We start from the raw sequence: 22,645 nt of genomic DNA, 5'->3' as shown, positions 1-22,645 counted from the left end.
GGTGACGCCAGCAGGCCCGCACCCCCGTCGTGGGGGTGCGGGCCTGGCGGCATACGTGCCTGGTCGCGTGGTCCGGCTCGGCCGGGGTCACTCCACCCGGTCGACGGCGAAGGTGTTGCAGGCCTGCAGGCTGCCCTTGGAGTAGCCGGTCATGAACCACCGCTGCCGGGCCTGGGACGAGCCGTGCGTCCACGACTCGGGGTTGACCTGGCCGGAGCCCATCGAGGACTGGATGTGGTCGTCGCCGACGGCCTTGGCGGCCGACAGCGCGGAGTTGATGTCCTGCTGGGTCAGCGGCTTGAGGAAGGGCTTGCCGTTCTTGCCGGGGACGGTTGAGGCGTCCTTGGCCCACATGCCGGCCAGGCAGTCCGCCATGAGCTCGACCCGCACCCCACCGGACTGCGGGCCCTGCGGGTCCTGCTGCGCCTTCTGCAGGAGGCCGAGCTGGTTCTGGATGTGGTGGCCATACTCGTGGGCCACGACGTACTCCTGCGCCAGCGCGCCGTCGTCCGCGCCGAACTGCTTGGTCAGCAGGTTGAAGAAGGAGGCGTCGATGTAGACCTTGCGGTCGGTGGGGCAGTAGAACGGGCCGACCTGGTTGGAGGCGGTGCCGCAGGCGGACTGCTCGCGCCCCTGGTAGAGGCTGGTCTTGGCGTTCGCGTAGTTGCGCCCCGCCTGCTCCGGGAAGACCTTGGCCCAGTACGCCTGCACCGAGTTGACGGTGCCCACCACGCGGCACTCGACGTCGCTGTTGGCGTCGGCGCCGGTCTTGCAGCGCTCGAGGTCCTGCTGGCCCTGGGACTGGTTCTGCGCACCCGAGTCGGTGGGGAGGGAGGCGTTGCCCCCGCCGCACATCTGCAGCAGCAGCACGACCAGCAGACCGAGGAGCCCGAGGCCACCACCGCCACCGATGATCATGCCGCCGGGGCTCATCCCCCCACCTCCGCCTCGCTCGACCTGGCTGGTGTCGAGCTGGGCGTCGTCGTTGAAGCTCATCCTTGCTCCTGACTCGTGCTGGGCGGGCGCCCTGACGTGGGACATCGCGGTGGAGACGCCCCGAAACCTGCCCGTAGACTAACCCGGTTGCCTCGCTGGCCGAGGCGAACTGGCGGCGATTGTCGCGCGTCAACCACCCACCTGCACCCCACCTCACCCGAAGGGCCTTGCCACGTGATCGCCGCGACGGACATCGAGCTGCGCGCGGGGGCGCGCATCCTCATCGAGAGCGCGACCTTCCGGGTCGGCCCGGGCGACCGGATCGGTCTGGTCGGGCGCAACGGAGCGGGCAAGACGACGCTGACCAAGGTGCTGGCGGGGGAGGGACAGCCCGCGGGCGGCGCCGTCACCCGGTCCGGCACCGTCGGATACCTGCCGCAGGACCCCCGCACCGGTGACCTGACGGTCCTGGCCCGCGACCGGATCCTGTCCGCCCGCGGCCTGGACGTCCTCGTCCGCAAGCTGCGTGAGACCGAGGGCGCCATGGCGAGCGCGGACCCGGAGACGCACGAGGCGGCGATGGAGCGCTATCCCAAGCTGCAGGCGCGCTTCGAGGCGGCAGGGGGGTATGCCGCGGAGTCCGAGGCCGCCACCATCGCGTCGGCCCTGGGCCTGGACCAGCGGATCCTGGGGCAGCCGTTGTCGACCCTGTCCGGCGGCCAGCGGCGGCGCGTCGAGCTGTCGCGAATCCTCTTCTCCGGCAACGAGACCCTGCTGCTCGACGAGCCCACCAACCACCTGGATGCCGACTCGATCGTCTGGCTGCGGGACTACCTCAAGACCTACAAGGGTGGCCTGATCGTCATCAGCCACGACGTCGACCTGCTCGACCAGGTGGTCAACAAGGTCTTCCACCTCGACGCCAACCGGGCCACCATCGACCAGTACACCCTGGGCTGGAAGGCCTACCTCGCCCAGCGGGAGACCGACGAGAAGCGCCGCCGCCGCGAGCGCGCCAACGCCGAGAAGAAGGCGTCCACGCTGCTCGCGCAGGCCGCCAAGATGGGCGCCAAGGCGACCAAGGCGACCGCCGCGCACAACATGGCGCGACGTGCGGAGAAGATGCTGGGCGGTCTCGAGGCCGAGCGGGCGCAGGACAAGGTGGCGCACCTGCGCTTCCCGGACCCCGCGCCGTGCGGCAAGACCCCGCTCATGGCGCGCGGCCTGTCCCGGTCCTACGGCTCGCTGGAGGTCTTCACCGACGTCGACCTGGCCATCGACCGCGGGTCCAAGGTCGTCGTCCTCGGTCTCAACGGCGCCGGCAAGACGACCCTGCTGCGGATGCTCGCCGGCGTCGACGCGCCTGACACCGGGGAGATCCTGCCTGGCCACGGCCTCAAGATCGGCTACTACGCCCAGGAGCACGAGAACCTCGACACCGCCCGCTCGGTCCTCGACAACATGAAGTCGGCCGCGCCGGACCTCGGGGAGACCGAGGTCCGCAAGGTGCTGGGGTCCTTCCTCTTCTCCGGCGACGACGTCGACAAGCCGGCCGCGGTCCTCTCCGGCGGCGAGAAGACCCGGCTCTCCCTCGCGCTGCTCGTCGTGTCCGCCGCCAACGTGCTGCTCCTCGACGAGCCCACCAACAACCTCGACCCCGCCTCGCGCGAGGAGATCCTCGGTGCCCTGCGGACCTTCACCGGGGCGGTCGTCCTGGTCTCGCACGACGAGGGTGCCGTCGAGGCCCTCGAGCCCGAGCGGGTCCTCGTGCTGCCGGACGGCGTCGAGGACCTGTGGGGGCCGGAGTACCTCGAGCTGATCTCCCTCGCCTGACCGGGGACGGCACGTCCGGCGTGCGCGGGGTGCACGCTGTCCTCCGGCGCCGTCCCGAACCCACCAGTAGGGTCTGGGCATGACCCAGCACCCCCACCTGCACGTCACCGCCGACGGCCCGGTCCTCACCGTCACCCTGGCCAACCCTGACGAGCGCAACGCCCAGACGCCGTCGCTGTGGCGCGCGCTGGCGGCGGTGGGGGAGGCGGTGGGCGGCGACATACGGGTCGTCGTGCTCCGGGCCGAGGGCGCCAGCTTCAGCGCCGGGCTGCACCGGGGCATGCTCTCCCCGGCCGGTATGCCGGACGAGCCCCACCTCGTGGCCACCGCGTCGCGCGAGCCCGACGCGACCGCCGAGCTGATCGCGGGCTTCCAGCGGGCCTTCCGGGTGTGGCAGGAGCTGCCGCAGGTCGTGGTGGCCGCCGTGCAGGGGCACGCGATCGGGGCCGGTTTCCAGCTCGCGCTCGCCGCGGACCTGCGGGTCTGCGCCGATGACGTGCAGCTCGCCATGCGGGAGACGAGCCTGGGGCTGGTGCCGGACCTCGCGGGGACTAAACCGCTCGTGTCCTGCGTTGGCTACGCACGGGCGCTGGAGATCTGCGCGACCGGCCGGTTCGTGGGCGCCAGCGAGGCGCACGCCATCGGCCTGGCCACGGTGGTCGTGCCGCGTGACGAGCTCGACGAGACGACCGGCGACCTGGTGCAGGCCCTGCTGGACACCCCGGCCGGGGCGCTGCGCGAGCTCAAGCCGCTGCTGCGCTCCGCGACCGAGTCGCCGCCGGGGGACCAGCTGCGGCACGAGCGCGAGGCGCAGGTCCGCCGGCTGGCGGCGCTGGCCCGAGGCGATGGCTGACGCGACGAGGAGCACCACATGAGCGGACCCGGGATGAGCAACTGGCAGATGATGCGGTCCCTCACCAAGGACTCCTCCGTCAAGGACCGCAGGCTCGCCCCCGGCACCGCCCGCCGCGTCCTCGGCTACGCCGACCGTTACCGCGGCCAGATCGCGGTCTTCCTCGTCCTCATCCTCGTCGACGCGTCGCTGGTGGTGGCGACCCCGCTGCTGCTCGGCAAGGTCGTCGACGACGGCGTCATCCCCGGCAACCGCTCGGTCGTCGTCACCATCGCGCTGGTGCTGGCGGTGCTCGCGCTGGTCGACGCCGCCCTGGCGCTGGTGGAGCGGTGGTTCTCCGCCCGCATCGGCGAAGGGCTCATCTACGACCTGCGCACCCAGGTCTTCGGGCACGTGCTGGCCCAGCCCATCGCCTTCTTCACCCGTGCCCAGACCGGAGCGCTCGTGACCCGGCTCAACAGCGACGTCATCGGCGCGCAGTCGGCCTTCACGTCCATCCTGTCCACCACGGTGAGCAACGTCGTCTCGGTCGTCTTCATCGTCGTCGCCATGGCCAGCAAGTCGTGGGTGCTCACCCTCGCGGCCCTGGCCCTGCTGCCCGTCTTCCTCGTGCCGGCGCGGGTGATGGGCCGCCGTCTCGCCGGGCTGCAGCACGAGTCGATGGGCCTCAACGCCGAGCTGGGCACCCGGATGACCGAGCGCTTCAACGTGGCGGGCGCGCTGCTCGTCAAGCTCTTCGGCCGTCCCGCGGACGAGACGCGGGACTACGCCGAGCGGGCCGGTCGGGTCCGTGACATCGGGGTCCGCATCGCCCTCAACCGCACCTTCTTCTTCACCGGACTCACCTTCGTGGCCGCCCTCGCCACCGCCGTCGTCTACGGCGTCGGTGGTCTGATGGCGATCGACGGGTCCCTGTCCGTCGGCGCCCTGCTCGCGCTGGCGGCGCTGCTCGGCCGGCTCTACGGCCCGCTCACGGCCCTGTCCAACGTGCGCGTCGACGTCATGACCGCGCTGGTCAGCTTCGAGCGGGTCTTCGAGGTCCTGGACCTGCAGCCGCTGGTGCGCGAGGTGGAGCACCCGCGCACCATCCCCGACCGCGCCGTCTCGGTGGAGCTCGACGACGTGACCTTCGCCTACCCCTCCGCCGACGAGATCTCGCTCGAGTCGCTCGAGCAGGGCGGCGCGACCGGTGACCGGGCCGGCGGCGGCCCCGTGCTGCGGGGCGTGTCCTTCCGGGTCGAGCCCGGCCGGCTGGTCGCGCTCGTCGGGCCCAGCGGCGCCGGCAAGACCACCATCACCTCCCTGATGGCGCGCCTCTACGACCCCACCTCCGGGTCGGTCCGCGTCGGAGGCGTCGACCTGCGGGAGGCGTCCTTCGACTCCCTGCACGAGGTCGTCGGCATGGTCACCCAGGAGGCCCACCTCTTCCACGACACCATCCGCGCCAACCTCGACTACGCGCGCCCCGGCGTCACCGACGAGGACGTATGGCGGGCCCTGCGGGCCGCCCAGGTCGCCACCCTCGTCGAGTCGCTCCCGGAGGGGCTGGACACCGTGGTCGGCGACCGGGGCCACCGCCTCTCCGGCGGCGAGAAGCAGCGACTCGCCATCGCCCGGCTGCTGCTCAAGAGCCCCGGCCTGGTGATCCTCGACGAGGCGACCGCCCACCTGGACAGCGAGTCCGAGGTCGCCGTCCAGCGCGCCCTGGACTCGGCGCTGCACGGCCGCACCGCCATGGTCATCGCGCACCGCCTCTCGACCGTGCGCGGCGCCGACCTGATCCTCGTCGTCGACGGGGGCCGCATCGTCCAGCAGGGCACCCACGCCGAGCTCCTCGAGCGGGGCGGCCTCTACGCCGAGCTGTACCACACGCAGTTCACCGACTGACGACCCCGCACCCGACCTCCCCGGCCCCCTCGACCCGCCCCGCCCTCTCGTTGAGAGGCGACCAATGGGGGTCATCCGGGAGTCATGACCCCCATTGGTCGCCTCTCGACGGGGAGGGAGGAGCACCAGCCGCCCGCCCGGCCGCAGCACCCGAGCGGCCTCACGGGTCGCGGCCTCCGGCTCGACCCAGTGCCAGGCCGCCGCATAGGTGACCACGTCCGCGGCGCCGTCGGGCAGACCGGTCGCCTCTCCCGTGCCCAGCCGGGCCTCGACCTGCCCGTATGCCGCCCGCAGCTGCTCCAGCATGTCCTCGCTGGGGTCGACGGCCACCACGCGGTGCCCGAACCCGAGCATGACCTCGGTCAGCTTGCCGGTGCCGGCGCCCACGTCGACGACGTCGCACGGGGCCGTCCCCACGCCCCAGGCCACCGCCTCCCAGGGATAGCTCGGCCGCAGCGAGGCATAGCGCGCCCCGCCCTCACGGAAGGTCCCGCCCAGACGCTGCCGCACCGAGCCGGCCGACTCGCCGCTCGCGTCGTTCATTCGTCCTCCTCGTCCCAGATCCGGACCTTCTTCGGCTTCTTCGGGCGGGCCGAGCGAGTCGAGCCGACCGAGCGACCCGAGCGAGCCGAGCCAGCCGAGTGAGCCGAGTGAGCCGAGTGAGCACCGTCGCTCTCGCCGCCGGGGCCGGCCGCCGCAGCCGCGCCCTCCAGGTGCTCCCGGCGCGCCGCGTACACCACCATCCCGATGGCGACCAGCCCGAAGAGCCACCACTGCCCGAAGTACGAGACGTTGTTCCAGCCCTCGTCCCGGTCGGGCCCGGGCGGGGCGGCCAGCCCGGTCGACGCGTCCCCGGCCGTGACCGCGCCCTCGGAGCCGAGGACGACATACGCGTGGTTGAGGGGCGCGTCGACCTGCTCCTGGGCGATCGTGTAGTTGATGGAGGCGAGCTGGCCCCGGGCCGGGGACTTGGCGAGGTCGGTCTCGCCCCACCGCAGCCAGCCGGTGACCTGGACCTGCCCCTTCGGCGCGGGCGGCACGGTCGGCAGCTGCGCCGCGGCCCCCTCACCGGCCGAGAGCCACCCGCGGTCCACGAGGATCGCCGTCCCGTCGGGCAGCCGCAGCGGCCACACCACCTCATAGCCCCGCCGGCCGTCGCGGGGCCGGTTGCGGACGAGCAGCGGGGCGGACCCGTCATACGTGCCGGTCATGGTGACCTGGCGCCACAGGGTCGCGTCGCTCACCCCGGTCTGCGGCGTCGGCAGCAGGGTCCGCAGCGGTGCCGGGGCGGCGCTGTAGTTGCGGTCGATCGCGTGGACCTTGGCCTGCTTGTGCTCGTAGCGGCCGAGCTGCCACTGCCCCAGCCAGATACAGGCGAGCAGGAACACGAAGGCCGCGGCGAGCAGCTTGAGCCACCGCGGCTGGAGGAGGGTACGGATCACGGAATACTTCCCAGGGAAATTCCGTGGCAGCACGTCGGACGCATAGGGTTGAGCCTATGACGACTCTCCCGGATCCCCGCGTGCGCCCGGCGCTCGTCGACGGATTCGGCCGCGTGGCACGGGATCTGCGGGTGTCGGTGACCGACCGGTGCAACCTGCGCTGCACCTACTGCATGCCCGCCGAGGGGCTGCCGTGGATGCCCAAGCCCGAGATGCTCACCGACGACGAGCTGGTCCGGCTGGTGCGGCTCTTCGTCGAGCTGGGGGTCACCAAGGTGCGTCTGACCGGCGGCGAGCCGCTGCTGCGCCGCTCCATCGTGGACGTGGTGCGCCGCATCGCCGCCCTCGACCCGCGCCCGCAGATCGCCATGACCACCAACGGGGTCGGCCTCGCGCGCATCGCCGCCGACCTCGCCGAGGCCGGCCTGGACCGGGTCAACGTCAGCCTGGACACGATCGACGAGCAGGTCTTCCGCGACCTCACCCGGCGCGACCGGCTGGCCGACGTCGAGGCCGGTATGTCGGCGGCTGCCGCCGCGGGCCTGACGCCCGTCAAGGTCAACGCCGTCGCCATGCGCGGCATCAACGACGGGGGCGTCGCGGACGTGCTGGGCTGGTGCCTGGACCGGGGCTACGCGCTGCGGTTCATCGAGCAGATGCCGCTGGACGCCCAGCACGGGTGGGAGCGGGCGCAGATGGTGACGGCCGACGAGCTGCTGGACCGGCTGTCGGGGCGGTTCGAGCTGCGGGCGCGCCCGGAGACGGCCCGGGGGAGCGCCCCCGCCGAGCTGTACGACGTGGTCGGCTACCAGGACCTGTCGGGGCAGCAGGCGACCGTCGGGATCATCGCCAGCGTGACGCGGCCGTTCTGCGGCGACTGCGACCGCACCCGGCTCACGGCTGACGGGCAGGTGCGCAACTGCCTCTTCTCGGTGACCGAGACCGACCTGCGCGGCCCGCTGCGGGAAGGGGCGTCCGACGACGACCTCAAGGCGCTGATCACCGGTGAGATGCGGGTCAAGCGGCGCGGCCACGGCATCGGCGACCCCGACTTCGAGCAGCCGGACCGGCCGATGTCCGCCATCGGCGGCTGAGCGCCCTCAGCGGTGCGGCTCCACCTCGCGCAGGAATCCCCGCAGCGCCACGAAGTCCGCGAGCGACTGCCTGTGCTCGTCGCACGCCAGCCACACCTTGCGGCGCTCGGGGGTGTGCAGGGACGGGTTGTTCCAGCGGATCTCCCAGCGGCCGTCGGCGTGGCAGCCCTTGGCCGAGCAGCGGTCGCCCGTCATACGTGCTGGTCCCGCTGGGTGGGAGGGGCCTCGATGACCCGCCCCTCGAGGGGCTCGCGGTCGGCCGGGGTCGCCGCGCGCAGCGACCGCCGGTGGTCGAGCGGCGTCATCTCGGTCTCGGAGCGGTGGTCCACCGCGTTGGCCAGGACGACGGCGAAGTAGGGCAGCACCGCGGCCGCCACGAGGAAGAGCCAGCGCACCGGGTGGTCCACCACGACCAGCAGGACGAAGCACAGGGTGCGGATGCTCATGGAGACGAGATAGCGCTTGGTGCGCATCGCCTGGTCCTCGGCCAGCGAGCGCGGCGCCGTGGTGACGGTGTGGACCGCCGGCGTCGGGGACTCGTTGCTGGACACCCCTTCAGGGTACGACTGCTCGAGGGGGCTTACCGGCCGGTAGTCCGCTAGCGTCGCCGGAGCGACAATTCCGACAGCGAGGAGCACCATGACCGACCAGCGCGAGCCCCGGACCGTCCTCGTCACCGGAGGCAACCGCGGCATCGGCCTCGCCATCGCCCGTGCGTTCGTGGCGCAGGGCGACAAGGTGGTCGTCACGAGCCGCTCCGGCGAGGCGCCCGAGGGGCTGCAGGCGGTCCAGGGCGACGTCACGTCCACCGAGTCCGTGGATGCGGCATTCACCGCGGCGGAGGAGCTGCTGGGCGGGCCCGTCGAGATCGTCGTCGCCAACGCCGGCATCACCAAGGACACCCTGCTCATGCGCATGAGCGACGACGACTTCGACCAGGTCGTCGACACCAACCTCGCCGGCGCCTTCCGCTGCGCCCGCCGGGCCTCCAAGGGCATGATCCGGCTGCGCCGGGGCCGGTTGATCTTCGTCTCCAGCGTCGTCGGGCTCTACGGCAGCCCCGGGCAGGCCAACTACGCCGCCTCCAAGGCCGGGCTCGTCGGCCTGGCCCGCTCCATCACCCGCGAGCTGGGCGGGCGCGGCATCACCGCCAACGTCGTCGCGCCCGGCTTCGTCGAGACCGACATGACCGCCGTGCTGCCCGAGGACACCGTCGCCGGCTACCGCAAGGCCATCCCGGCCGGGCGCCTCGGCTCGGCCGACGAGATCGCCGCCGCCGTCACCTTCCTGGCCTCGCCCGGCGCGTCCTACATCTCCGGCGCCGTGATCCCGGTCGACGGCGGCCTGGGCATGGGCCACTGACCCGCTCGTCATACGAAAGGACCTGTCCCATGGGCATGCTCGACGGCAAGAAGCTCCTCGTCACCGGAGTCCTGATGGACTCCTCGATCGCCTTCCACGTCGCGCGGATCGCGCAGGAGGAGGGCGCCGAGGTGATCCTCACCAGCTTCGGACGCACCATGAAGATCACCCAGACCATCGCCAAGCGGCTGCCGCACACCCCGCCGGTCATCGAGCTCGACGTCGCCGACCAGTCCCACCTGGACAGCCTCGCCGAGCGGCTGGGGGAGCACACCGACCGGATCGACGGGGTGCTGCACTCCATCGGCTTCGCGCCGCAGGGGGCCTTCAGCTTCCTCGACGCGACGTGGGAGGACGTGTCCACGGCGCTGCAGGTCTCGGCCTACTCGCTCAAGTCGCTGGCCGTGGCCGTCGCCCCGCTGATGGGCGAGGGCGGCTCGATCGTCGGTCTCACCTTCGACGCGAAGTTCGCCTGGCCCGTCTACGACTGGATGGGCGTCGCCAAGGCGGCCTTCGAGTCCACCAACCGCTACCTCGCGCGCGACCTGGGCCCGCGGGGGGTGCGCTGCAACCTCGTCGCGGCGGGCCCGATCCGCACGACCGCGGCCAAGTCGATCCCGGGCTTCGAGCAGTTCGAGCGCGTGTGGGACGACCGGGCGCCCCTCGGCTGGGACGTCAAGGACGCCGAGCCCGCGGCCAAGGCGTGCGCGGTGCTGCTGTCCGACTGGTTCCCCGCCACGACGGGCGAGATCGTCCACGTCGATGGCGGCGTCCACGCGATGGGTCAGTGACCCGGCTCGTATGACGCCGCGCCTGCCGCCTCGCGGGGATCCCCCTGCAGGCGCAGGCGTCGTCCCGCCCACCCCTGGTCGAGCCACCGGTCGTGGCTCGCGACCACCACGGCTCCGGGGTAGTCCGGCAGCGCCCGCTCCAGCTCGGTGACGAGCAGCAGCGACAGGTGGTTGCTGGGCTCGTCGAGCAGCAGCAGCTGCGGCGGGTCCGCCAGCACCACCGCGAGGTCCAGCCGGCGGCGTTGGCCGACGCTGAGCGCGCCCACCGGCCGCTCGTGGTCGCGCCCGGCGAGCAGGCCGAAGGTCCCGAGCGGCACCCGCTCGGCCGTGGTGGCGCCGACCGCGGCCCGGTAGGCGTCTCGCACGCTCATGCCCAGGTCCGCCACCGGCGCCGGCTCCTGGGTGAGCAGGCCGGTGGTGAGGCGCGGCTGGCGCACGACGGTGCCGTGGTCCGGCGGCAGCGTGCCCGCGAGGACCGCGAGGAGCGTGGACTTGCCGGAGCCGTTGGGCCCGGTGACGAGCAGCCGGTCCCCGGCGCCGAGCGCGAGGTCGGTGCCGGCCAGGCGCCCCTGGACGGCGACGCCCGTGGCGGTCAGCACCGGCCCGCCGCCCCGCGGCGCGTCGACCCGCTGCCGCGTCTCGCTGACGTCACCAAAACCGGTGAAGCGCAACCGTGCCGGCGGTCGGCGCACCTGCTCCCGCTCGAGCCGCTGCAGCGCCGTGGCGGCGTCGTTGACCCGGCGGGCCACCACGGTGGCGTTGCGGTCGGAGTAGAACTTCTTCGCCCCGCGAGCCTCGGTGCGCGGGCCCCGCTCGGGGTGCCCCACCCGCTGGTCCTCCTGGACCCGCGAGCGCAGCCGGCGCAGCTCCAGCTGCTCGTCGCGGTAGCGGCGCGACCACCGCTGCCACTCCTCGATCCGGTGCTGCAGGTAGCCGGTGTAGCCGCCCCCGAACCTCGTGACCCCGAAGCCCGACCCGGGTGAGGCCACGTCGTGCGCCACCGCCGCGTGCGGTGCCGGGGCCGGGTCGAGGTCGAGCGGGGTCGTGCCCACCTCGTCGAGGAAGGCGCGGTCGTGGCTGGCGAGCAGCACCGGCCCGGTCCACCCGCGCAGCAGCTCGACGAGCAGCTCGGTCGCGGCGGCGTCCAGGTGATTGGTGGGTTCGTCGAGCAGCAGCGTGTCGGGCGAGCGCAGCAGTAGCCAGGCCAGCGACAAGCGGGAGGTCTGGCCGCCGGACAGCTCGCGGACCGGCCGTTGACGCGGCAGGTGGCCGATCCCGAGACCCGCCACGACCCGGTCGACGCGGTGGTCCAGCTCCCACGCGTGGTGCCGCCGGGCCGCCTCCAGCGCCGCGTCGAGCCGGGCACCGGCGCCCGGGTCGCCGTCGGCCATCGCCTCGCCCTCGCGCTCCACCTGGGCCACGAGGGCGCGGACGGGGGCGGTCGCGTCGGCGAGGACTCCCGCCACGCTCAGGTCGAGGTCGTACGGCGGTTCCTGGTGGTAGAGGCCGGCCGTGCCGGGGACGCTGACGCTGCCGGAGTCCGGGGCGGCCAGCCCGGCGACGACCCGCAGCAGCGTCGACTTGCCGGAGCCGTTCTCCCCGATGAGGCAGGCGACCTCGCCCGCGCTCACCACGAAGGAGACGTCGGTGAGGACGCGCCGGTCCGGGTAGGACCAGGACAGGCCGTCCACCCGCAGGTGGTCGGCGTCGCCGACGGAGGCGGCGTGGAGGGGGTGTGACACGAGAGGCTCCTGGGGACGGTGGCGGGGGCACGGACGGCGTCGTCAGGAGGTGATCACCACTCCACGCTACGGCCGGGTGACCGTGCGTTCAACCGGTTTGCGGGCAGTCCCGGACGGTGCGGCGGGGGCCCCGGGCAGCCCCTAGGATCGGGCGCATGACTGACGCAGCGGCGCCGATCACGGTGCTGGAGGTCCGGGTCCTGGAGGGCCCCAACCTCTACTTCACGCGCCCGGCGATCAAGGTGGTCCTCGCCGTCCCGGGGATCCTGGGGCTGCGCCGCCCCCAGGCCCGCCGGCTCGCGGCGCGGCTCGGGCTGCGCCTCGCTGACCCCGGCCGCGCCCACACCCTGGAGCGGCAGCAGGTGGCGCTGCGCCTCGCGCGACGGCTGGTGCGCCGGCTCGCGGCGGGCGCCGGCATACGCGGCCTGTCCACCAAGACCCGGGCCGGCAGCCGACCCGACGAGATCGTGGTCGCCTTCCCGTGGCAGCGCCGCGGCCGGGGGCGAGCCCTCGCAGAGGCGCTCGGGCCGGTGCTGGCGGCGCTGCTGTCCGAGGACGAGGACGCCGCCCGCGAGGCGCTGGACGAGGCGGTCGACCGGATCGCCGCGGCCGACCCCGGCGACCGTCCCGCCACGCTCACCCCCAAGGTCCCCGTCGCCTCCATCACCGGCACCAACGGCAAAACCACCACCACCCGCCTCGTCGCGCACATGGCCATGACGGCCGGGCTGCGCACCGGCTGGTCGAGCACCTCCGGGGTCTTCGTGCAGGGCGAGGTGGTGGAGGAGGGCGACTACTCGGGCCCGGCCGGCGCCGCCGCGGTGCTCGGCGCCCCCGGGGTGCAGATGGCGATCCTGGAGACCGCCCGCGGCGGGATGCTGCTCAAGGGCATGGGGGTGACCCACAACGACGTCTCCGTCGTCACCAACGTCACCGCCGACCACCTCGGGCTGCACGGCGTCGACACCGTCGACCAGCTCGCCGAGGTCAAGGCCATCGTCACCAAGGTCACCCGGCCCGGCGGCTGGGCGGTGCTCAACGGCGACGACCCGCGGGTGTGGTCCATGCGCACCGGCACCGAGGCCCAGCCCTGGGTCTTCAGCCTCGACCCGTCCTCGCCGGCGCTGCGCGAGGCCATCGACGACAGCGGCCGCGGCATCACCGTCCTCGACGACGGGATCGCGGTGCTCGACCACGACGGCGCCGTGGACCGGCTGGTCCCGCTCCTCGACGTCCCCATGACGATGGCCGGCCTGTCGCGGCACAACACCGCCAACGCCCTCGCCGCCGCGGCGACCGCGCTGGCGCTCGGTGTCCCCCGGGACGCCGTCGTCGAGGGTCTGCGCACCTTCACCCCCGACGGCGAGCACAACCCCGGCCGGCTCAACTGCTACACCGTCCGCACCCCGAGCGGCGGCACCGCGACCGTCATCCTCGACATGGCCCACAACGAGGACGGCATGCAGGCGCTCATCGACGTCTCGCGGGGGCTGACCCGGCCCGGCGGCCGCTTCCACCTCGGTCTCGGCACCGGCGGGGACCGCACCGACGAGATCCTCGAGGCCATGGGCGCCATGGCCGGCGCGCAGGCCGACGTGGTCCACGTGGTCCACAAGACCCACTACCTGCGCAACCGCACCATGGAGGACCTCGAGCAGCACCTGCGCATCGGGCTGTCCCGGGTCGGCGTGGGCGAGGTCGACTCCTACGCCAGCGAGCTCGACGGCCTCCAGGGCATCCTCGCCCAGGCGGGCAACGGCGACGTGGTCGCGGTCATGACCCACGCCGACTGGCCGCTGCTGCACGGGTGGCTGCTCGAGCAGGGCGCGCGACCCGACACCGCCGCCACGATCCGCGCCAAGGTGCGCCGGGCCCGCGGCGAGCACGAGCACGACGAGGTGCTGCGCGCCCTGCGCACCGACACGGCCCGCCCGGTCGGCGAGCGCCTCGCCCAGGTGGAGGAGCTGCTGTCGGGGGCGCCCGAGGACGGCCGGCTCGTCTTCGAGGTCGGCGCCTACCGCAACGAGCTGGACGACGAGCAGGGCGCGATCGAGCTCTTTCGCCAGGCCCGCGACGCCGGGCTCGACGAGCCCTGGCGCACCCGCTCCCGGATCAGCGAGGCCTCCGCGCTGCGCCGCCAGGGTCGCGCCGCGGAGGCGCTGGCGCTGCTGGACGCGGTCGACCCACGCCGCCAGGACAGCGGTGCGTATGCCGCCTTCCGCGCGCTCGCGCAGATCGACGCCGGGCGGCCGCAGGCAGCCGTGGCGGACCTCATCGACGCGGTGCTGCGCCGCGCCGGGACCGACGACGACGACTACTACCGCGACGGCCTGCACCGCCGCGTGGAGCTCATGCGCGAGCAGGCTGCCGACGACCCCTCGCACGGGTAGCCCCCACGTGACGAGCGCGCCACCGCGGGAGGCGGTGGCGCGCTCGGCATACGCGCTGGCCTGAGGAGCAGGTGACCTCAGGCGTGCTCGACGACCGCGGGGCCGCCCGCGACCGCCGCGTCGTCCTCCCGCACGAAGTCGGGGTCGAAGGCGGGGCCGTCCTGCTCGTTGTCGCCGCGCGGGGTCGCCACCTTGGTGCGCTGCTCGAGGTACTCCATCACCCGGGCGTGCTTGTCGACGCAGAGCACGACGAGGTCGCCGGGCCGGGCCAGCTCGAGCGCCCGGCGGGTCGCCTCGAGCTCGTCGAGGACCACCTCGTCGTCGGTGCAGCGCGCCGTGCCGGCCGCCTGGGCCTGCTGGATCCCGTGCCGCAGGTGCTGGGCCTGCTCGCCGGGCTTGCGGCCCCGCAGGTTGGCGTCGTCGCGCACCAGGATGGTGTCGAAGTACTCCGCCGCCACCGCGCCGAGCTCGGCGATGTCCTCGTCGCGGCGGTCGCCCGCGGTGGCCACCATCCCGATGCGGCGCACCGCCCCACCCGCGCCGCGCTGCTCCTGCCGGTCGGCGAAGCGCTGCGCGAAGTCGCCCAGCATGCGCATCCCCGCGGCGTTGTGGCAGTAGTCGACGATGATCTGCACGCCGTCGACGGCCAGGAGGTTCATGCGGCCGGGGGAGAGGTAGTAGCTCGTGGTGAAGGTGCGCAGCCCCTGCCGGATGTCCTGCAGCGGCGCCCCGAGCGCGAAGGCGGCGCCGGCGGCGGCCAGGGCGTTGGCGACGTTCATCCGCGCGGTGCCCTCGAAGGTCGACGGCAGCAGGTGCGTGAAGGCCAGCTGCATGGAGCGCCGGCCCTGGCGGATGACGATCATCTCGCCGCGCTCGGTCTCCTCCAGCACGACCGCCCGCCCGCCGCGGCGGCAGTGCTCGTCGATCATGGTGCGCTCGGGGGTGCCGGGCGCCTTGAGGGAGAACCACACGATCGAGCCCGAGCAGCGGCGGCGCATGGCCCGCACGTGCTCGTCGTCGGCGTTGAGCACGGCGTAGCCGGAGCGCGGCACCGCCTCCACCACCACCCGCTTGACCGCGGCGAGCTGCTCGAGCGTGTCGATCCCCTTGAGCCCCAGGTGGTCCGACGCGACGTTGGTGACGACCGCGACGTCGTTGCGGTCGTAGCCGAGACCCTCGCGGATGATGCCGCCGCGGGCGACCTCCATGACGGCGAGGTCGACGCGGGGGTTCTGCAGCACCATGCGCGCCGAGCGGGGCCCGGAGGCGTCGGCCTTGATGACCAGGCGCTCGTCGATGACGACGCCGTCGGTGGAGGTCATCCCGACCTTGCGGCCGAGGCCCTTGAAGATGTGGGAGATCATCCGGCTGGTGGTGGTCTTGCCGTTGGTCCCGGTCACCGCGATGATCGGCACCCGCGACGGCGCGCCGGGCGGGAAGAGCAGGTCGACGACCGGCTTGGCGATGAACTGCGGCTCGCCCTCGGTCGGGTGCGTGTGCATCCGGAACCCGGGCGCCGCGTTGACCTCGCAGATCGCGCCGCCGGTCTCGCGGACCGGCTCGGTGATGTCCGGGCAGATGAAGTCGATCCCCGCGACGTCCAGACCGATGAGCTGGGCCGCCTCCTCGGCGATGTCGACGTTGTCCGGGTGGGCGTCGAAGGTGCGGTCGATGGAGATGCCGCCGGTGGACATGTTGGCGGTCAGCGCCAGCTTGACCATCTCGCCGGCCGGGACGACGGAGTCGAGCTCGTGCCCCTGGGCGCGCACCAGCGCGACGGCCGCGTCGTCCACCGTGATCTTGGTGAGCACCTTCTCGTGGCCGATCCCGCGGCGCGGGTCGTCGTTGGTGATCGCCACCAGCTCGGAGACCGTATGCCGCCCGTCGCCGACCACGTGGGCAGGGACCCGCTCGGCGATGGCCTGCATCCGGCCACCGATGATCAGGCAGCGGTAGTCCTTGCCGGTGACGAAGGACTCGACCAGGACGTGGCCCCGGCGGGACTGCTCGCGGGCGGTCTCGAAGGAGTCCCGGACGGCCTGCTCGTCGCGCAGGTCCAGGCAGACGCCCCGGCCGTGGTTGCCGTCGAGCGGCTTGACGACCACGGGGAAGCCGATGCGCCGCGCGGCGGACACGGCGGCGTCGACGTCGCGGACCAGCTCGCTCCGCGGCACCGGCAGACCGGCCGACGCGAGCAGCTGCCCGGTCAGGTCCTTGTCGGAGGCGATGTCGACGGCGAGCGCGCTCGTCAGCGAGGTCATGGTGGCCCGGAACCTCTTGGCGTGCACGCCCTGGCCCAGCTGCACCAGCGAGCCGCGGTTGAGCCGCTGCCAGGGGATGTCGCGGCTCACGGCCTCCTCGAGGATCGCCATGGTGGAGGGCCCGAAGGCCTGCCGCTGCGCGAGCCGCAGGAAGGCGTCCAGCTCGGCCTCGAAGTCGAAGGCCTCGTCGTGCTCGACCAGGTCGTTGACGAGCCGGACGGCGAGCTCGCAGGCGGCCAGCGCGACGGTCTCGTCGAGGTAGCCGAGGATCACGTTGTACTGCCCCGGCTTGCCGCGGACGGAGCGCGTCTTGCCGCGGCGCAGGTCGTGGCCCGCCTCCTGCTGCAGCTGCAGCGCGACGTGCTCGGCGACGTGCCCGAGCCAGGTGCCGTCCTGCATCCGCTGCACGAACCCGCCCGGCGTGCCGATCGAGCAGGTGTGGCGCTGCAGCCCCGGCAGCGCCTCGACGAGCCGCTCGGTGAAGCCGGGCAGCAGGTCGGTGGGGTACTCCTCGAGGACGCCGAGGTCGACGACCAGGTGGATCGCCTGCGCGTAGGACCACACGTTGGGTCCTCGGTAGACCCGCTGCGTCAGGACCTTCAGGTCGGGGCGGGCGGGCGCCGAGGGGGTGGGGCGGGCGCGATCCATGCAGACCTCCGTGCTGGGGTGGGGGGTCTCACGGTAGCGTCCGCGCGTCGTGCTGTCCCTTTGGTCCGTCTCGGCGGCCCGGCAGCCTCAGGCCAGGGGGGCGGTGCCGTCGGGGCGCTCGCGCTCGGAGCGCCGGACGTCGACGTCGGGGTGCATCTCGGAGAAGGACACCAGCGTGGCCGCCTGCAGGTCGAAGGTCGACCCGGCGGGCAGCGTGTGCACCACGGCGCCGCTGACCAGCAGCGGGGCGTCCTCGGCGGCCTCGTAGGCGTCGGTCACCGCCCGTCGCGCGTCGGCGACGAACACCCCACCGTCGCCGATCACCGTGAGCACCCGGCCGTCGGTGATCTCGGCCGCGGTGTCCTCGTCCACGCCCATGCCGAGCAGCGCGGGGGACCCGGCGACCAGGGACAGCAGGCGGCCGTAGCGGGTGCGCTGGGCGAAGTGCTGGTCCACGATCACGTCGGGGAGCAGGCCCAGGCCGGCGGTGAGCTGGCTGGACCGCTGCCTCGGGGTGATGCCCTCGTCGCCCATGGAGATCATGAAGCGGCTCATGATCGAGGCCCCGGCCGAGGTGCCCGCGACCACCGCACCCCGCTCGTAGGCCCGCTCGATGGCGCGGCTCGTCTCGGTGCCCCCGAGGAGCTGGGCGAGCTTGAGCTGGTTGCCGCCGGTCATGAAGATGCCGGTGGCCTCGTCGATCTGCGCCGCCGCGGACCCTTCGCCGGTGCGGTCGGCCTCGGCGCGGCTCTGCACGTCGACGCTGACCGTGGCGGCGGCCCCCAGCCGCTCGAAGACGTCGGCGTAGACCTCCGCGGCCTCCTCGGCAAACGCCGAGGCCGAGGGGATGACCACGATGCGGGCGTCGCTGCCTCCGGCCAGCCGCACGAACCTCCGCAGGACCGTCGCCCGGCCCATCTTGTCCTCGGCGCCCCCGATCACGAGCAGCGAGCGATGGACGAGGGTCTCCGGCTGGGCGGACATGCGGTGATCAACTCCCGGTATGACGGCGCGGCCCGGCCTGCGGGCGCTCGGCACAGCCTAGGTCGCCGTCGGCCGGCCCCAGGGGCGCCGCGCCGGAGTGTGAGACATGCCGGGGCGCCTCAGGGGTTGTTGCCTCAGGTGGTGACCGGCATCCCGAGGACGTCCAGGAGGTCGTCCAGGCGTGGGCCGGGGAGGCACACGTCGGCGCGCTCGGCGAGGGCGGGCTTGGCGGCGAAGGCCACGCCGAGCCCGGCGGCGGCCAGCAGGTCGAGGTCGTTGGCGCCGTCGCCGACGGCCACGGTGCGCTCCAGGGGGATGTCGTGCCGGGCGGCCCACTCGCGCAGGCTGCGCGCCTTGGCGGCCCGGTCCACGACGTCGCCGAGCACCCGCCCGGTGAGGCGACCGTCGACGACCTCCAGCGCGTTGGCGTGGGCGTGGTGGATGCCGAGCTCCTCGGCGAGCGGCTCGACCACCTCGACGAATCCACCGGAGACGACGCCGACGAATCCGCCTGCGGCGCACCAGGACCGGACCAGCACGTCGGCCCCGGGGGTGAGCCGCACGGCGTCACCCACCTGAGCCAGCACCGCCTCGTCCAAGCCGGCGAGGGTGGCCACGCGGGCGTGCAGGCTCGCCGCGAAGTCGAGCTCGCCCCGCATCGCCGCCTCGGTGACGGCCCGGACCTGCGGCTCCGTGGCGGCGTGGGCCGCCAGCAGCTCGATCACCTCGTCCTGGATCAGCGTGGAGTCCACGTCGGTGACGAGGAGGCCGGGGCCCTGCTGCAGCGCGGCCCGGACACGGTCCAGCGCCGCCTGGTCGCGCACGATCACGTCGGTCACGTCGCTGACGTCGCTCAGGTCGGTCACGCGGGTCAGCCTAGGGGGCGGAAGCGCGGGGAGCGGGGCGGTCCGGCATACGGCCGGGTCAGCGGGCGACCTCCACACCCTTGCCGACGACGGTGATGCCGGACTCGGTGACGTAGTAGCCGCGGGCCCGGTCGTGGTCCTTGTCGACGCCCACCATGACGCCCTCGGGGACCACGACCCCCTTGTCGAGGATGGTCTTGTGCACGGTGGCGTTGCGGCGCACGACGACGCCGTCCAGCAGCACCGAGCCCTCCACGGTCGAGTAGGAGTTGACCCGCACGTTGGGGGACAGGACCGAGGTCGTCACCTCCGCGCCGGAGACGATGACGCCGGCGCACACCATGGAGTTGGTGACCTTGGCCGCCCGGGAGGCGGTGCCGGTCACGAACTTCGCCGGCGGCAGGGCCTCCATCTGCGTGAAGATCGGCCACTCGTCGTTGTAGAGGTTGAAGACCGGGTTGAGCGAGCACAGCTCCATGTGAGCGTCGTAGTAGGAGTCCATGGTGCCGACGTCGCGCCAGTAGCCGTGGTCCCGCTCGGTCTCGCCCGGCACGGCGTTGTCCTTGAAGTCGTAGACGCACGCCTGCCCGGACTCCACGAAGGCGGGCACGATGTCGCCGCCCATGTCGTGCTTGGTGTCCTCGCGGGCGTTGTCGCTGGCCAGCGCCTCGACCAGGGCGTCCTTGGTGAAGACGTAGTTGCCCATGGAGGCCAGCACCTCGTGGGGGGCGTCCGGCAGCCCGTGCGGGTCCTTGGGCTTCTCGAGGAACTCGCGGATCCGGCGTGGGTCCTGCGGGTCCACGTCGATGACGCCGAACTGGTCGGCCAGCCCGATCGGCTGCCGGATCGCCGCGACCGTGCAGTCGGCGCCGGTGTCGACGTGCTGGGCGACCATCTGGGAGAAGTCCATGCGGTAGACGTGGTCCGCGCCGACGACCACGACGATGTCGGGGTCCTCGTCGCGGATGAGGTTCATCGACTGGTAGATCGCGTCCGCGGAGCCGCGGTACCACTCCTTGCCGATGCGCTGCTGCGCGGGGACGTTGGTGACGTAGTTGCCGAGCATCTGCGACATGCGCCAGGTCTGGGCGACGTGCCGGTCGAGGCTGTGGGACTTGTACTGCGTCAGCACGACGACCTTGAGGAAGCCGCTGTTGACGACGTTGGACAGCGCGAAGTCGATGAGTCGGTAGTTGCCGCCGAAGGGCACGGCCGGCTTGGCGCGGTCGGCGGTCAGGGGCATGAGCCGCTTGCCCTCACCACCTGCGAGGACGATGGCGAGAACCTTCTTGTGCTCACGGCGGTTGTACATGCCCACACCCTAAGGTCGCCGCTCGCGCCACGCCACGGGAGCCCGGACCCGGGCCGGGCCAACCGTGCCACCCGACCAAAACGCGCCTGCGACAGGGCCGGTCGGGCGTCACGGTCGCCGGGCGGCTAGGTTCTAGGACGTGCGAGTGGACATCGTGAGCAAGGAGTACCCGCCCCAGGTCTACGGCGGCGCGGGCGTGCACGTCACCGAGCTGGCCCGGGCCCTGCGCGCCCGCGGCGACCTCGACGTCCAGGTGCGCTGCTTCGGCGGCCCCCGGGACGAGGAGGGCACGACCGGGTATCCCGACCTGCCCGAGCTGGCGGGGACCAACCCGGCGCTGGTGACCATGGGGACCGACCTGCGCATCGCCGCCGACGTGGCCGGGGCCGACCTGGTGCACTCCCACACCTGGTACGCCAACTTCGCGGGGCACGTGGCGTCGCTGCTGCACGGGATCCCGCACGTCATCTCGGCCCACTCGCTGGAGCCGCTGCGGCCGTGGAAGGCCGAGCAGCTGGGCGGCGGCTACGCACTGTCCTCGTTCGTGGAGCGGAGCGCCTACGAGGGCGCCGCGGCGGTCATCGCGGTGTCCGCGGGGATGCGCGAGGACATCCTGCGCTGCTACCCCTCCCTGGACCCCGAGCGGGTCCACGTGGTGCACAACGGGATCGACTCGAAGGACTGGCAGCCCGCCCCGGACCCGGCGGTGCTGGAGAAGTACGGCATCGACCCCGAGCGGCCGTTCGTGTGCTTCGTCGGGCGGATCACCCGGCAGAAGGGTCTGCCATACCTGCTCAAGGCGGCGGCCCGGCTGCCGGAGGGCGTCCAGCTGGTGCTCGCCGCCGGCGCCCCGGACACGCCGGAGATCAAGGCCGAGGTCGAGGCGCTGATCGAGGAGCTGCGGAGCCACCGGGACGGCGTCGTGTGGATCGCCGAGCACCTGCCGCGGCACGAGATCGTGGCGCTGGAGAGCGCGTGCACGGTGTTCGCGTGCCCGTCGATCTACGAGCCGCTCGGCATCGTCAACCTCGAGGCCATGGCCTGCGAGGCGGCCGTGGTCGCCACCGCGACGGGTGGCATCCCCGAGGTCGTCGTGCCGGGGGAGACGGGCTGGCTGGTGCCGATCGAGCAGGTCGACGACGGCTCGGGCACGCCGCTCGACGAGGAGAGGTTCGTCGCCGACCTGGCGGCCGCGCTCACCGAGGCCGTGTCCGACGTGGACCGGGCCCGGGAGATGGGCCGCGCCGGCCGACGTCGCGCCGTCGAGCACTTCTCGTGGGCCGCGATCGGCGACAAGACCCTCGAGGTCTACCGCGCCGTCCTCGACGCCTGACGAGGCCGCGCCCCGTCGAGCACCTGCCCCCTTGAGAGGCGAGATACCGGGGTCTCGGGGCGCGGATGACCCCGGTTCGTCGCCTCTCGATGAGGCATGTGCCGGTGCGCTGAGTGGCGCTGCGCGTCCGGGTCGGATGGAGGCGGTCAGGGGAGGCGGTCGGCGGGGAGGTAGCCGGCGATCGCCAGCGCCGCCACGGTGGTCGCCGTCTCCAGCGCCTCGTCCGCCACACGCTGCAACCGCTGCAGGGCCCCGAGGCGCCGCGCCGCGTCGGCCGCCACGAGGGACGGGTCGGCGGCCTCGAGCCCCAGGTCGGCGATCCGCCCGACGGTGGCCGCGAGGGTCATGACCGAGACCGCGCGGGCGGGCAGGTCCGGCGGCAGGCCCCAGCGTGCCGAGCCCAGCGCCGAGTCGGCGGCCTCTCGCGCCGACCCCCACACCGCACCTAGCGACGCGAGATCCTCGGTGGCCGAGGCGATCTCGGCCCGCAGGGTCCGCTCCGCCTCCCGCACCGACAGCATCTCCAGCCGGTGCGTCGGCACCGGGTCGCAGTCGTATGCCGTGAGCCCGGCCGTCCACCCGACGTCCCCTGCCGGCCCGAACTCCGCCACCGTCGGCACCAGCGCCACCCCCAGCGCGGGGGAGTAGCAGCACTCGCCCGCGTCGGCCGCCGCGCCGACGAGGTCGCGGTTGCCCCGGGGCACCGAGACGGTGGCCCCCGCCCGCGGCAGCGACACCGCCACCACGCGCTCGCCCAGCTCGCCCCAGTCCCGCAGCCGCTCCGCGCCGCTGACGTGGTCCAGGTCCGCCGCCGCGGAGACCAGGGCCCGGTCCAGTGGCACGCGGCCGGCATACGCGCTGGTGGCCCACAGGGCGAGGCGGCAGGAGAGCGGCAGCTCGGACATCCCACC

Annotated in this window: 18 protein-coding genes and 1 pseudogene; 8 read left to right on the top strand and 11 right to left on the bottom strand. The window is 73.3% G+C overall.

Features of this window, described 5'->3' with window-relative positions; translation table 11 throughout:
* Window positions 1-87: 87 nt before the first annotated feature.
* The gene (ypfJ, locus tag ADJ73_RS12945) at window positions 88-996 is read right to left on the bottom strand and encodes a KPN_02809 family neutral zinc metallopeptidase (protein WP_050348606.1); all 909 of its coding nucleotides are present in this window, start codon (window positions 994-996) and stop codon (window positions 88-90) included.
* A 174-nt stretch (window positions 997-1,170) separates the two neighbouring features.
* Here ypfJ and ADJ73_RS12940 point away from each other — a divergent pair, with 174 nt between their 5' ends.
* The 3 genes from ADJ73_RS12940 to ADJ73_RS12930 all read left to right on the top strand — a co-directional run bounded on the left by ADJ73_RS12940 (window position 1,171) and on the right by ADJ73_RS12930 (window position 5,509).
* Window positions 1,171-2,769: an ABC-F family ATP-binding cassette domain-containing protein gene (locus tag ADJ73_RS12940; RefSeq protein ID WP_050348605.1), complete on the top strand. Its 1,599-nt coding sequence runs from the start codon at window positions 1,171-1,173 to the stop codon at window positions 2,767-2,769.
* A gap of 79 nt (window positions 2,770-2,848) precedes the next feature.
* Window positions 2,849-3,622 (top strand): enoyl-CoA hydratase/isomerase family protein, encoded by a 774-nt coding sequence (locus tag ADJ73_RS12935; RefSeq protein WP_050348604.1) that lies wholly within the window; start codon window positions 2,849-2,851, stop codon window positions 3,620-3,622.
* A gap of 18 nt (window positions 3,623-3,640) precedes the next feature.
* Window positions 3,641-5,509, top strand: a complete 1,869-nt coding sequence (locus tag ADJ73_RS12930; protein ID WP_253272578.1) for an ABC transporter ATP-binding protein — start codon at window positions 3,641-3,643, stop codon at window positions 5,507-5,509.
* A gap of 168 nt (window positions 5,510-5,677) precedes the next feature.
* Here the strand turns inward: ADJ73_RS12930 and ADJ73_RS17870 are convergent.
* Window positions 5,678-5,863, bottom strand: a pseudogene (locus tag ADJ73_RS17870) (methyltransferase domain-containing protein); the annotation flags it as partial.
* Between the two features lie 185 nt (window positions 5,864-6,048).
* Window positions 6,049-6,951 (bottom strand): SURF1 family cytochrome oxidase biogenesis protein, encoded by a 903-nt coding sequence (locus tag ADJ73_RS12925; RefSeq protein ID WP_050348603.1) that lies wholly within the window; start codon window positions 6,949-6,951, stop codon window positions 6,049-6,051.
* A 56-nt stretch (window positions 6,952-7,007) separates the two neighbouring features.
* Here ADJ73_RS12925 and moaA point away from each other — a divergent pair, with 56 nt between their 5' ends.
* Window positions 7,008-8,045 carry a GTP 3',8-cyclase MoaA gene (gene moaA / locus ADJ73_RS12920; RefSeq protein ID WP_050348602.1) on the top strand — a complete coding sequence of 346 codons (1,038 nt, stop codon included), beginning with the start codon at window positions 7,008-7,010 and terminating at the stop codon, window positions 8,043-8,045.
* A 6-nt stretch (window positions 8,046-8,051) separates the two neighbouring features.
* Here the strand turns inward: moaA and ADJ73_RS12915 are convergent, their stop codons facing one another.
* Window positions 8,052-8,240, bottom strand: coding sequence for a hypothetical protein (locus tag ADJ73_RS12915; protein ID WP_050348601.1), 189 nt, complete (start codon window positions 8,238-8,240; stop codon window positions 8,052-8,054).
* Window positions 8,237-8,596: a DUF3099 domain-containing protein gene (locus ADJ73_RS16700; RefSeq protein WP_253272577.1), complete on the bottom strand. Its 360-nt coding sequence runs from the start codon at window positions 8,594-8,596 to the stop codon at window positions 8,237-8,239. The genes ADJ73_RS12915 and ADJ73_RS16700 overlap by 4 nt, the downstream gene beginning before the upstream one ends.
* An 88-nt stretch (window positions 8,597-8,684) precedes the next feature.
* On the opposite strand from ADJ73_RS16700, the gene fabG reads away from it, so the two are divergent.
* Together fabG and fabI are read left to right on the top strand one after the other, a co-directional pair.
* Window positions 8,685-9,407, top strand: coding sequence for a 3-oxoacyl-ACP reductase FabG (gene fabG / locus ADJ73_RS12905; protein WP_050348600.1), 723 nt, complete (start codon window positions 8,685-8,687; stop codon window positions 9,405-9,407).
* Window positions 9,408-9,436: 29 nt separating this feature from the next.
* Window positions 9,437-10,198 carry an enoyl-ACP reductase FabI gene (fabI, locus tag ADJ73_RS12900; RefSeq protein ID WP_050348599.1) on the top strand — a complete coding sequence of 254 codons (762 nt, stop codon included), beginning with the start codon at window positions 9,437-9,439 and terminating at the stop codon, window positions 10,196-10,198.
* Here the strand turns inward: fabI and ADJ73_RS12895 are convergent.
* On the bottom strand, window positions 10,192-11,940 hold the full coding sequence (locus ADJ73_RS12895; protein ID WP_253272576.1) for an ABC-F family ATP-binding cassette domain-containing protein: 1,749 nt from the start codon (window positions 11,938-11,940) through the stop codon (window positions 10,192-10,194). The two genes, fabI and ADJ73_RS12895, sit on opposite strands and share 7 nt — an antisense overlap.
* A gap of 155 nt (window positions 11,941-12,095) precedes the next feature.
* On the opposite strand from ADJ73_RS12895, the gene ADJ73_RS12890 reads away from it, so the two are divergent.
* A complete protein-coding gene (locus ADJ73_RS12890; RefSeq protein ID WP_156188233.1) occupies window positions 12,096-14,330 on the top strand; it encodes a tetratricopeptide repeat protein in 2,235 nt (744 codons plus the stop codon).
* A 77-nt stretch (window positions 14,331-14,407) separates the two neighbouring features.
* On the opposite strand, the gene cphA is transcribed toward ADJ73_RS12890, so the two are convergent.
* The 4 genes from cphA to glgC form a co-directional block, all read right to left on the bottom strand.
* A complete protein-coding gene (gene cphA / locus ADJ73_RS12885; protein WP_050348598.1) occupies window positions 14,408-17,239 on the bottom strand; it encodes a cyanophycin synthetase in 2,832 nt (943 codons plus the stop codon).
* A gap of 87 nt (window positions 17,240-17,326) precedes the next feature.
* The gene (locus ADJ73_RS12880) at window positions 17,327-18,223 is read right to left on the bottom strand and encodes a cyanophycinase (RefSeq protein WP_050348597.1); all 897 of its coding nucleotides are present in this window, start codon (window positions 18,221-18,223) and stop codon (window positions 17,327-17,329) included.
* Window positions 18,224-18,357: 134 nt separating this feature from the next.
* Window positions 18,358-19,089, bottom strand: a complete 732-nt coding sequence (gene serB / locus ADJ73_RS12875; protein ID WP_253272575.1) for a phosphoserine phosphatase SerB — start codon at window positions 19,087-19,089, stop codon at window positions 18,358-18,360.
* Window positions 19,090-19,147: 58 nt separating this feature from the next.
* Entirely contained in the window at window positions 19,148-20,401 is a 1,254-nt protein-coding gene (glgC, locus tag ADJ73_RS12870) for a glucose-1-phosphate adenylyltransferase (RefSeq protein WP_050348596.1), read from the bottom strand.
* Window positions 20,402-20,540: 139 nt separating this feature from the next.
* On the opposite strand from glgC, the gene glgA reads away from it, so the two are divergent.
* Window positions 20,541-21,734 (top strand): glycogen synthase, encoded by a 1,194-nt coding sequence (gene glgA, locus ADJ73_RS12865; protein ID WP_050348595.1) that lies wholly within the window; start codon window positions 20,541-20,543, stop codon window positions 21,732-21,734.
* Window positions 21,735-21,880: 146 nt separating this feature from the next.
* Here the strand turns inward: glgA and ADJ73_RS12860 are convergent, their stop codons facing one another.
* Complete coding sequence (locus tag ADJ73_RS12860) at window positions 21,881-22,639, bottom strand: hypothetical protein (protein ID WP_050348594.1); 759 nt, start codon at window positions 22,637-22,639, stop codon at window positions 21,881-21,883.
* Between the last annotated feature and the right edge of the window lie 6 nt (window positions 22,640-22,645).

Source organism: Arsenicicoccus sp. oral taxon 190 (assembly GCF_001189535.1).
Classification (GTDB): domain Bacteria; phylum Actinomycetota; class Actinomycetes; order Actinomycetales; family Dermatophilaceae; genus Arsenicicoccus.
This window is presented reverse-complemented; position numbering and strand designations above follow the sequence as displayed.